This is a genomic window from Mesorhizobium sp. M6A.T.Cr.TU.017.01.1.1, from assembly GCF_004023115.1.
Classification (GTDB): domain Bacteria; phylum Pseudomonadota; class Alphaproteobacteria; order Rhizobiales; family Rhizobiaceae; genus Mesorhizobium; species Mesorhizobium mediterraneum.
In genome coordinates, this window is record NZ_RZTA01000169.1 from 1 (window position 1) to 9,758 (window position 9,758).

The following is a 9,758-nucleotide window of genomic DNA, read 5'->3' on the forward strand; positions in this document are numbered from 1 at the left end:
GCCGAGCCGGCTCTTGTTGGGCGTGCCGTCGAGCTCGATCATGGTCTGGTCGATGTGGATCTGGTTCTCGGCTTCCATGCCGCCAATCGCCTCGAACAGCTCGCCATTGACGGCCTCTACCGCCCGCAGGACGCCCTTGCCGAGGTAGCGGGCGCCGCCGTCGCGCAGCTCGACCGCCTCATGCGCGCCGGTCGATGCGCCGGAGGGTACCGCAGCGCGGCCCATCGAGCCGTCTTCGAGCACGACGTCGACCTCGACGGTCGGGTTTCCGCGGCTGTCCAGGATTTCACGCCCGACAATGTCGATGATGGCGGTCATACGATGTCCCCGATTTGATCTGACGAAGCGTCGCGCACGTCTTAGCCAAAGTGCTGCAAAACGCAATCGGGGCGTCCGCAAATATTGCCGCCACCTCCGCCGTGCCGGTTCACAAAGCAAAAATTGCTGTCATCATAAGTCTTGGCGGCATGCGACTTTCTGGTTATGCTCGCACTTGCGCGGGGCGAAACAGGAGGAGTTTCGCCATGTCTCAGTTGAGCGGCATTGTGAGTTTGTTCCTGATCGCGGCGGCGTTTCTGACGTCGTGTGACACTCAGCAGCCTCAACAAGGCGCGGTAGAGTTGTCGACCCTTCAAGCGGCGGAGTAGATATCCTGCAGAAGAGGCCCTCGGTTCAACCGAGGGCCTTTTGATTCCGGCAGATCAAGGTCAGTGCCAATAAGGCTCGACCTTGTAGTAGCTGTATGAAGCATCACGCGCGGCCTCGCCGTCGGCGCCCGTCAGTTCGTTGATCGAATAGGCGGGAGCAGCCTTCAGTTGCTCCTTGGTGAACGGCACGACGTAGCCGCCCTTGTTCTCGTCATAGTCGAGGGTCGCCCACGGAATCGCATGATACTTCTCGCCGATGCCGAGAAATCCGCCAAAGCCGATCACGGCAAACATGATTCCATTCGACAACTTGTCGAGCATGACATCCTCGATGTCGCCGATATGCGTGCCTTCCGTGTTGTAGACTGATGTGCCGATGACCCGCGAGGCAGCGATGGCTTCTGTGTGTCCTGTCTGGGTTGTCATTGTGTACTCCTCGTTGTCGTTGACGCTATGCTTGACAATGAGGGGCGCGAATGAAGGTTCCAGACTTTTCGACGCCAGTCGGTCACTCAGCCAAGATGAAGGTGACCTTCATGTTGACGCGGTAGGCGGAGATCTTACCGTCCTCGACGACGACCTTCTGGTCCTGGATCCAGGCGCCTTCGACGTTCTTTAAAGTCTTTGCAGCGCGCGCAATTCCCAGTTCGATAGCGTCCTGAAAGCTCTTCTTCGACGATGACGTGATTTCGGTGACACGGGCGACGGGCATGGCTTCCTCCTCCAAGGTACTTAGTTGCCGGTGGAACGTACAACCGGCGCTTGCCGCCCACAAGCTCAGGTTCAACCCTTGGCGACGCGGTCAAACGCCATCAGTCTTTCAAGCAGCGCCCGAAGATCCTTTAGCGGCACCATGTTGGGGCCATCGGAGGGGGCGTTGTCGGGATCCTGATGGGTCTCGATGAAAACGCCGGCGACACCGACCGCAACCGCGGCGCGCGCCAGCGTCTCGACGAAGCGCCGATCGCCGCCCGTGGAGCCGCCCTGCCCGCCCGGCTGCTGCACGGAATGCGTGGCGTCGAAAATCACCGGTGCGCCGATCTCGGCCATGATCGGCAGGGCGCGCATATCGGACACCAGCGTGTTGTAGCCGAAGGATGCGCCGCGCTCGGTAACCAGCACGTTGGCGTTGCCGGAACCGGTGATCTTGGCGACGACGTTGTTCATGTCCCAGGGCGCGAGGAATTGGCCCTTCTTCACATTGACGACCTTGCCGGTCCTTGCCGCCGCGATCAGCAGGTCGGTCTGGCGGCTGAGGAAAGCCGGAATCTGCAGGATGTCGACATGCGGCGCCACGACCGCGCACTGTTCCTCGGTGTGGATATCGGTCAGGATCGGCAGCGAAAACGCCTTGCGCAAATCGTCGAAGACCGGCAGCGCCGCATCGAGCCCGGCGCCGCGCGTGCCGCCAAGCGAGGTGCGGTTGGCCTTGTCGTAGCTGGTCTTGTAGACGAGGCCCAGTCCCAGCTTCTCAGTCAGTTCCTTCAGCGCACCAGCCATATCGAAGGCGTGCTGGCGCGATTCAAGCTGGCACGGGCCGGCAATCAGCGACAGCGGCGCGGTGTTGTCGAAGACGACATTGCCAACGGTTACGGACGAATTGGGCTTGCTCATGCGATCTCCCGGAAGATGAAGGCCGCACCCTGTCCGGGTGCCGGCCGCACGACAATATCATTGCCGCGTATGTCGTGTTCGACGGAACTGGCTGCAAGCAGCTTTGCGACCGTGTCTGCGCGGCGAACTGAAAAGACCACCCCCGCGAAGCGGAGTTCCGATGGCGCGCCGGCAGGGATGCCGACGCGCGCTTCGAAAGCGACGGGGTCAAGCAGGGTCAAGGTCGCGTTCGGCAGGCCAAACGCGGTGCTCCCCTGCCCGGCCGTGGGACTGCGCGCCGCGATCGAGATCAATCGGTGCTGTTCGGATGGCTTCTCGCTGACCGCCACGACTTCGATGATGCCGGTTGCGCCATTGGGGTGGATCTGCAACGCGGTGCGATCCACTTTCGGCGCATTGATCCGCTCGCAGGCGAACAGGAATGCGTCCTTCGCCCCGGCACCGGAGGCGAAGGCCAGTTTGAACGATGCCGTGTCGCTCTTTCCCGCTGTGTCAGCGAAGGCGCGCGAAAAGCTCAGCATGTCTCCGGCCGACAGGCCGGCTTCGACATAGCGCATATGATCTGCGTTCGCATTTTCGGTGCCCAGGACAAGGGCGGAAAATCCCTCATTGCCGCGCTCGTCGCGATAGGCACGATCGCGCGCGACGAAGACGTTGCCGTCCGCGATCGCTTTCGCCGCAGCTTGCGCGTTGCCCACCGCCAGCGGCTCGAGATAAGTGCTGTCTTCAAGGAAGACGCAGCAGTTTTCCGTTCCGAAAGGATGGATGCCGGTCGGCGCCACGACAAATCCAAGCGAAACCAGCCGCGCCCGCGCTACGTCGAGGCTCGCGGTCGGCAGCACAAGATGGTCGAGCGAATGAGGGCCTGCTGGCATCGTTTCGGTCATGCCGGCGCGGTGTGCATCATTCCGGAAGTTGGTTCAAGAGCCTCGTCTGACGCCGCAAGGACCCAGCATCTTTCTCATTTGGATCACGTAGGTTGATTTCCGGCAGCGGCAAGTGTTCCGGAGGTTCGCGTATCGACGCCGCGAGATCGGCCTGCTGTTCATAGCGGCAGCGGTCGTCGCGATGGCTGTTATTGCCATACTGGTCTGGAGCGCGCCGAAGCAGCCTGGGGCACATCTGACCGAACCGACCGCTCAGACGGAGTAAGCGAAGCACGTTGCTCTCGGTCGATTTCTTTTCAGGACGCCGCCACAACATCCGCCGAATATCGCAGTTCACGCAGCGGTTTGACCTGGCTGGTCGTCTCGCCATAGAGCGGATGCGCCTTGTAGGCGGCCAGAGCGGCCTCATCCTCGAATTCAGCATAAACGACCACGTCGATTTCGTCCGAAAGCGGGTCGACCTTGGTGTTGAGCGCCACCTCGAAAAGACGGGAATGTGGGATATTGCCCAGCGCCAGCAAGCCCGTGCGTACGGCCTCGACATCCTCTTTGTGCCGCGCGCTGAAGAAAACGATATGCCGGATCAACCCAGCCTCCTCGATCGATGTGCAAGCGTGTTTTGTGTGGGCAAAACGGTCGCGTCAACCGGCAACGATGTCGCGGCGACAACGCGTCGAGCGGGAAAGAAACCTACACCAGGCTGGTGATGTAGCGCACGATGCGCGTTATCTCCCTGACCGTGGTGTCGAGATAGCGGCCCTGATTGTAGATTCCGTCCCAGATCAGGAAGAACGTGGCGGAGCAGATGACGATAACGTAACGCATGGCTACAACTACTGCATCTGGGTGGTTGCAACCATAGTGATTCCGGCGTTGATCAACGCCCTCCCCCAAAATCTGTCCATTGATCCGTGTTCGCTTGCCCCTTGCCTCTTGAAGTTCCCTTTGATGAGATGAAAGATTGCTGCGGGGATTCATCAGGAAGCGGCGTTCGCGCCCTGGCGAATGAACTGCGAGTGTGGAAACTGGCCATTGTTGCGCCGGCTCCGCAGAAGTTCGGGGGGCGTGATATGGCTCACAAGGAAGACACCGACGTTGCGTGGGGCGACGCGGTCAGGCTGGACGAATTCAATTTCGCCGATACCGTCAAGGGCCTGCCGGCCAAGGCGCGCATGGTATTGTCGGCGGCGATGAACCTGCCGCGTGGCTCGCTCAAGGTGAGGATGCCGGACGGCCGCGCCGTCCTCGTCGGCGGCAAGGCGCCGGGTCCGGACGCCGAACTGGTGCTCAAGAACTGGCGTTTGCCCGGCCGCGCCTTCACCGGTGGCACCATCGGCATCGCTGAATCCTACATCGACGGCGATTGGGACAGTCCCGATGTAACCAGTTTCCTGGAGCTGTTCGTGGTCAATTCGGAAATCGGAGAGCGCATCGCCGGCGGCGCCAACTGGCTCATCAACGCCGTTCAGCGTGTCCGCCACTGGTTCAACCAAAACACCCGCACCGGCTCGAAGCGCAACATTTCGGCGCACTACGATCTCGGCAATGCCTTCTACAAGGAATGGCTGGATCCAAGCATGACCTATTCGTCGGCGCTCTATGCGGCTGGCGCCAACGATCTGGAAAGCGCGCAAGCCGCCAAGTATCGCGCGCTGGCCAAGGACACGGGCATCGGCGCGAAAGACCATGTGCTGGAAATCGGTTGCGGCTGGGGTGGCTTTGCCGAATTCGCCGCGCGCGAGATCGGCTGCCGCATCACCGGGCTGACCATCAGCCGCGAGCAGCATGATTTCGCCAGAGCGCGCGTCCAGAAAGCTGGACTTGCCGACAAGGTCGACATCAAACTGCAAGACTACCGCGACGAAACCGGATCCTACGACCGCATAGCCTCGATCGAGATGTTCGAGGCGGTCGGCGAAAAATACTGGCCCGTGTTTTTCGGCAAGATGAAGGATTGCCTGCGGCCTGGCGGCACCGCCGGCCTGCAGATCATCACCATCAACGAAAAAGCCTACGACACGTATCGCGCCCGGCCGGATTTCATCCAGCGTTACGTCTTCCCGGGCGGCATGCTGCCGACGCCGTCGATCCTCAAAACGCTCGGCAAAGACCATGGCCTTGCTCATCTGCGCGAGCGCGCCTTCCCGGATGACTATGCCCGCACGCTTGCCGAATGGCGCCACCGCTTCCGGGCGTCATGGGAAAAGATCGTGCCGCTTGGTTTCGACGATCGCTTCAAGAAGCTCTGGGAGTTTTACCTGCACTATTGCGAAGCCGGCTTCCGCGCCAGCTACATCGATGTCCGCCAGGTGGTTTACAAGGCTTAGGTCAGTTCGGGACATCATCATCGCTGATTTTGCAGCCATGCAATAATCTGGCTGCCGTGAAAAAGTCCGATCCCGACGCATGATGCGGCTGCAAGAATCGGAATCACATCATGCGCAAACGGACGATCTTCCTCGTCGCTCTTCTTGTCGCTGCGGGCGGCATCTGGCTCAACAACAGCTCGCTGCTGTCGAACCGTCCGGCCGGCACCCCGACCGTGCTTGCCCATCGCGGCCTTGCCCAGGATTTCGACCGCAAGGACCTTGGTCCCGACACCTGCACGGCCGAACGCATGCTGCCGCCACGCCATCCTTTCCTTGAAAACACGATCCCCTCGATGGAAGCCGCCTTCGCGTTTGGCGCGGACGCGCTCGAACTCGACGTTCACCCGACCACGGACGGCAAGTTCGCCGTCTTCCACGACTGGACGCTGGATTGCCGCACTGAAGGCAAGGGAGAAACGCGCGCCCATGCCATGTCCGAGTTGAAGGCGCTCGATGTCGGCTATGGCTATACGGCTGATGGCGGCAAGACCTTTCCGTTTCGCGGCAAGGGGATCGGCATGATGCCGTCGCTGGACGAGGTGCTGCAGCACTTCCCGAACCGCCGTTTCAACATCAACATCAAAAGCAACGACCCCAAGGAAGGCGAGACGTTGGCCTCCTGGCTCGCCACGCTGAAGCCAACCGAGCGCGCCGGCTTGACTGTGTATGGCGGCGACAGGCCGATCGCGGCGGTCAAGACGGCGCTGCCAGACATGCATACGCTGAGCCGTGCATCGCTGACCCGATGCATCCTGCGCTATGCGGCGCTCGGCTGGAGCGGCTACGTTCCGGAGGCGTGCCGGCAGGGGACCCTGCTCATCCCGATCAATGTCGCCCAATGGCTGTGGGGCTGGCCCGACCGTTTTCTGGATCGCATGGATGCGGTCGACACCCGCGTCTACCTGCTCGGCCCCTATGCCGGCGGCGGCTTTTCGCAAGGGCTCGACGAGCCCGAACTGATCGACCAGTTGCCGGACGGCTATTCCGGCGGCATTTCCACGGACGCGCTGGATCTGGTCATGCCCGTGATCAAGCGGCGTTTCGCACCGCCAGCTTGAAGCGCCAAACCCTACGCCGCTGTAGGCGTGGGTTTGAGTTAGCGCGCAAAAGCTTTGTCTTCAGAGAGTGATGCGGTACTTGGCAAACCCTGCTTCGCCTTCGCCTGCCGGTTCGATCTTCAGCGACTTCACCTGCGCAATAAAATCCTTCACCTTGGCGCCGGTCTCGAACACCACGCTGGTTCCAGGCATTGGCGCAAACGACCAGTTGGCGTCCGCCGACGGGTTGATCGTGCCTTGGCTGATGAGGTAGCGCACGATCACGTCGCGGTTGGTATCCGGCGCCTCGTAGATGATCTTCGAGGCGTCGATCTCCGGGAAATTGCCGCCACCGCCGGCGCGGTAGTTGTTGGTGGCGACGACGAATTTTCGTTGGGGATCAATTGGTTTTCCGTCGAACATCAAGTTGACGATGCGGCTCGATCCGGCGTTCACCAGCCCGCCCTTGGAATCATATTTCGGCGGCCGCGACAGATCGATCCGGTAGGTGACGCCGTCGATCACGTCGAAATTGTAGGATGGGAAATCGGTGTTGATGAGCGGCTGGTCGGGCTTACCGGGCTCGATCTGGTTGAAGATACCGGCCGACATTTCCAGCCAATCCTTCACTTCAGCCCCGGTGATTTCGACGGCGCGGACAGTGTTCGGATAGAGATAGAGATCAGCGACGTTCTTGATGGCGATGTCGCCCACGGGAACGTCGGTATAGTAGTCGGCGCCGTTGCGCCCGCCGGTCTTGAAGGGCGCGGCCGCCGACAGCAGCGGCACGTCCTTCCACTGCGTATTTTTGAGGATATCCCTGAGATACCAGGCCTGCGCCTGGCTGACGATCTGCACCGACGGATCGTCGGCGACCAGCGCGAAATAGGAATAGAGCGGCGCCGAGGTTTTCCCGACCGGCCGGCGCACATAGGCAAGCGTCGCCTCGTGATCTTCTTTCAGCGCATCGACGATGCGCTGGTCGTCAGCGACCGTCGGCTTGTTCGCCTTCTCGACCCGCTCGTAGATCGGCCGTGCCTCGGAGGTCGCCGAGACGACCCGCCATTTCGACCCGTCGCGCTCCAGCAACAAGTCGATCAGACCCATATGCGAGCCCCAGAAGCCGCCCATGACGGCAGGCTTGCCCTGCAGCGTGCCCTTTTCAGTATCGACGGCCTCGAGCGCCTGAAAGTCCTTCTTGCCGGGAAAGACGAGATGCTGGTGGCCGGTGAACACTGCGTCGATGCCCTCGACGCCAGCGACGAAGAACGAGGCGTTTTCCATCATGTCGCCCTGCTTCACGTCGATGCCGGAATGTGAGAGCGCAATAATGATGTCGGCGCCCTCCTCCTTCATCTGCGGCACCCACGCCTTGGCCGCCTCGACAATGTCGCGCGTCTTGACGTTGCCCTCGAGATTCTTCAGGTCCCAGACCATGATCTGCGGCGGCACGAAGCCGATGACGCCGATCCTGAGAGGCTGCTCGGCGCCGGACCCGTCCCTGATCTTCTTGTCGAGGATGACGTAAGGCTTGAGATAGAGCTTGTCGTCCCGCGGGTTCGCAGCGAGTTCGGTGCCGCGGATCAGGTTGGCGCAGACGAACGGAAAATTGGCGCCCGCCAGCACCTTGTCCATGAACGGCAGGCCGTAATTGAATTCGTGGTTGCCGAGCGTCGAGCATTCATAGCCGAGCAGGTTCATGCCCTTCATGACCGGATGCAGGTCGCCATCCTTCATCCCCCGCTCGTAGGCAATATAGTCGCCCATCGGGTTGCCCTGCAGAAGGTCGCCATTGTCGATCAGCATCGCATTGGTGGCTTCCTTGCGCACCGCATCGATCAGCGAAGCGGTGCGTGATAGTCCCATCGTGTCGTTCTCTTTGTCGGCGTAGTAATCGTAAGGCAGGACATTCACATGGATGTCGGTCGTCTCCATGATCCTGAGATGCGCCTGATTCCCCTGAGCGCGAGCGGAGAACGGGTGAAGCATGATCAGCGCTCCGGTGGCGGCGGCGCTGGCAAGGAACCCGCGACGGGAGACGGGTTGAAGCAGTTCGAGCATTGCTTTGTTTTCTCCTGTTCGACGGCATGTCAGGCTTCGGCAACATGCCTGCCTTCAACGGCGTGCCAAGCCCTGCCCGAAGCAAAGCTTCGCGCCGAAATCCGGTCGAGTCCATCAGGAACAGATGACGTGCCGATGAATGCGCGCGGGCGGAGATGTCAGTTCCTGTCGTCGTCGCCTTGGGTGATTAGCCGCGCGCTGCGCTGACCTGTCACGTAGATCCATAGCCAGCTCAGTGAAACCGCAAGCCGGTTACGGAAGCCGATCAGGAAGTAGATGTGCGCGAGGCCCCACAGCCACCAGGCCGGCCGGCCGGTGAGCTTGATCCAGCCGAAATCGATCGCGGCGGCGCGCTTGCCGATCGTGGCCAGATCGCCGTCATGCTTGTAGTGGAACGGCCGCGGGGTTGCGTCGCCGGCAAGCCGGGCCTTGATCGTCGCGGCGACATGCCGGCCTTGCTGTTTGGCGGCAGGTGCGACGCCGGGCACCATGCGGCCATCCGGCCGCAGGACATGTGCAGCGTCACCGACGATGAAAATCTCCGGGCTGCCCGGCACGGTCAGGTCGGGCTCAACGAGCACCCTGCCAGCCCGGTCCGCCGCCGCCCCCAGCCATTCGGCGGCCGGCGAAGCGGCGACCCCGGCTGCCCACAGGATCGTCCTGGCCGGCAGGTGCGTATCACCGAAAACCACGCCCTCGGCATCGCAGCGCGTGACGGGCCGGCCGAGTTCGACCGTCACGCCGAGCCGCTCGAGCGCCTTGCTGGCGTAATCGGAGAGTTCCGGGGCGAAATTGGGAAGGACGCGGTCGCCGGCCTCGATCAGCACCACGCGCGTCTGCCGCGTGTCGATGTTGCGGAACTCGCCGCGCAGCGTGTCGTGCGCCAGTTCGACAATAGTGCCGGCCAGTTCCACGCCGGTCGGCCCGCCACCGACGATCGCCAGCGTAAGCAGCGCCTGGCGCTTGGTGGGATCGGTTTCCCGCTCGGCCTGCTCGAAGGCGAGCAGAATGCGCCGTCGAATGGTGGTGGCGTCCTCCAGCGTCTTCAACCCCGGTGCGAAAGGCTCCCATTCGTCATGGCCGAAATAGGCGTGGCGGGCGCCGGTGGCTAGCAGCAACGTGTCGTAGGCGACCGCATTGCCA

Annotated in this window: 10 protein-coding genes and 1 pseudogene; 2 read left to right on the plus strand and 9 right to left on the minus strand. The window is 61.8% G+C overall.

Annotated features, from left to right (window positions below; genetic code table 11):
* The 7 genes and pseudogenes from eno to EOB36_RS35885 all read right to left on the minus strand — a co-directional run.
* A pseudogene (gene eno, locus EOB36_RS31525) lies at positions 1-318 on the minus strand (phosphopyruvate hydratase); the annotation flags it as partial.
* Between the two features lie 389 nt (positions 319-707).
* Complete coding sequence (locus EOB36_RS31530) at positions 708-1,073, minus strand: PRC-barrel domain-containing protein (RefSeq protein ID WP_095488605.1); 366 nt, start codon at positions 1,071-1,073, stop codon at positions 708-710.
* 82 nt (positions 1,074-1,155) lie between these two features.
* Positions 1,156-1,359, minus strand: a complete 204-nt coding sequence (locus EOB36_RS31535; protein ID WP_095488666.1) for a dodecin family protein — start codon at positions 1,357-1,359, stop codon at positions 1,156-1,158.
* A gap of 71 nt (positions 1,360-1,430) precedes the next feature.
* On the minus strand, positions 1,431-2,261 hold the full coding sequence (kdsA, locus tag EOB36_RS31540; protein ID WP_128286422.1) for a 3-deoxy-8-phosphooctulonate synthase: 831 nt from the start codon (positions 2,259-2,261) through the stop codon (positions 1,431-1,433).
* Positions 2,258-3,148, minus strand: a complete 891-nt coding sequence (locus EOB36_RS31545; protein ID WP_128286423.1) for a VOC family protein — start codon at positions 3,146-3,148, stop codon at positions 2,258-2,260. The genes kdsA and EOB36_RS31545 overlap by 4 nt, the downstream gene beginning before the upstream one ends.
* A gap of 296 nt (positions 3,149-3,444) precedes the next feature.
* Entirely contained in the window at positions 3,445-3,735 is a 291-nt protein-coding gene (locus EOB36_RS31550) for a Dabb family protein (protein WP_127205575.1), read from the minus strand.
* 103 nt (positions 3,736-3,838) lie between these two features.
* Complete coding sequence (locus EOB36_RS35885; RefSeq protein ID WP_280953394.1) at positions 3,839-3,973, minus strand: hypothetical protein; 135 nt, start codon at positions 3,971-3,973, stop codon at positions 3,839-3,841.
* 245 nt (positions 3,974-4,218) lie between these two features.
* Between EOB36_RS35885 and EOB36_RS31555 the strand changes: the two genes are divergently transcribed.
* Together EOB36_RS31555 and EOB36_RS31560 are read left to right on the plus strand one after the other, a co-directional pair.
* On the plus strand, positions 4,219-5,475 hold the full coding sequence (locus EOB36_RS31555; RefSeq protein WP_128286424.1) for a cyclopropane-fatty-acyl-phospholipid synthase family protein: 1,257 nt from the start codon (positions 4,219-4,221) through the stop codon (positions 5,473-5,475).
* A 110-nt stretch (positions 5,476-5,585) separates the two neighbouring features.
* A complete protein-coding gene (locus EOB36_RS31560) occupies positions 5,586-6,575 on the plus strand; it encodes a glycerophosphodiester phosphodiesterase family protein (RefSeq protein WP_127294035.1) in 990 nt (329 codons plus the stop codon).
* A gap of 60 nt (positions 6,576-6,635) precedes the next feature.
* Here EOB36_RS31560 and EOB36_RS31565 read toward each other — a convergent pair whose 3' ends face one another.
* Together EOB36_RS31565 and EOB36_RS31570 are read right to left on the minus strand one after the other, a co-directional pair.
* Positions 6,636-8,615, minus strand: coding sequence for a bifunctional 2',3'-cyclic-nucleotide 2'-phosphodiesterase/3'-nucleotidase (locus EOB36_RS31565; protein ID WP_128286425.1), 1,980 nt, complete (start codon positions 8,613-8,615; stop codon positions 6,636-6,638).
* Positions 8,616-8,773: 158 nt separating this feature from the next.
* Positions 8,774-9,758: NAD(P)/FAD-dependent oxidoreductase (locus EOB36_RS31570; RefSeq protein WP_164897671.1), on the minus strand; the 985-nt coding region annotated here is incomplete at its 5' end.

Coding starts and splice junctions, on each gene's coding strand:
- EOB36_RS31530 (WP_095488605.1), bottom strand. CDS start 1,073: ATGACAACCCAGACAGGACACACAGAAGCCATCGCTGCCTCGCGGGTC.
- EOB36_RS31535 (WP_095488666.1), bottom strand. CDS start 1,359: ATGCCCGTCGCCCGTGTCACCGAAATCACGTCATCGTCGAAGAAGAGC.
- kdsA (WP_128286422.1), bottom strand. CDS start 2,261: ATGAGCAAGCCCAATTCGTCCGTAACCGTTGGCAATGTCGTCTTCGAC.
- EOB36_RS31545 (WP_128286423.1), bottom strand. CDS start 3,148: ATGACCGAAACGATGCCAGCAGGCCCTCATTCGCTCGACCATCTTGTG.
- EOB36_RS35885 (WP_280953394.1), bottom strand. CDS start 3,973: ATGCGTTACGTTATCGTCATCTGCTCCGCCACGTTCTTCCTGATCTGG.
- EOB36_RS31555 (WP_128286424.1), top strand. CDS start 4,219: ATGGCTCACAAGGAAGACACCGACGTTGCGTGGGGCGACGCGGTCAGG.
- EOB36_RS31560 (WP_127294035.1), top strand. CDS start 5,586: ATGCGCAAACGGACGATCTTCCTCGTCGCTCTTCTTGTCGCTGCGGGC.
- EOB36_RS31565 (WP_128286425.1), bottom strand. CDS start 8,615: ATGCTCGAACTGCTTCAACCCGTCTCCCGTCGCGGGTTCCTTGCCAGC.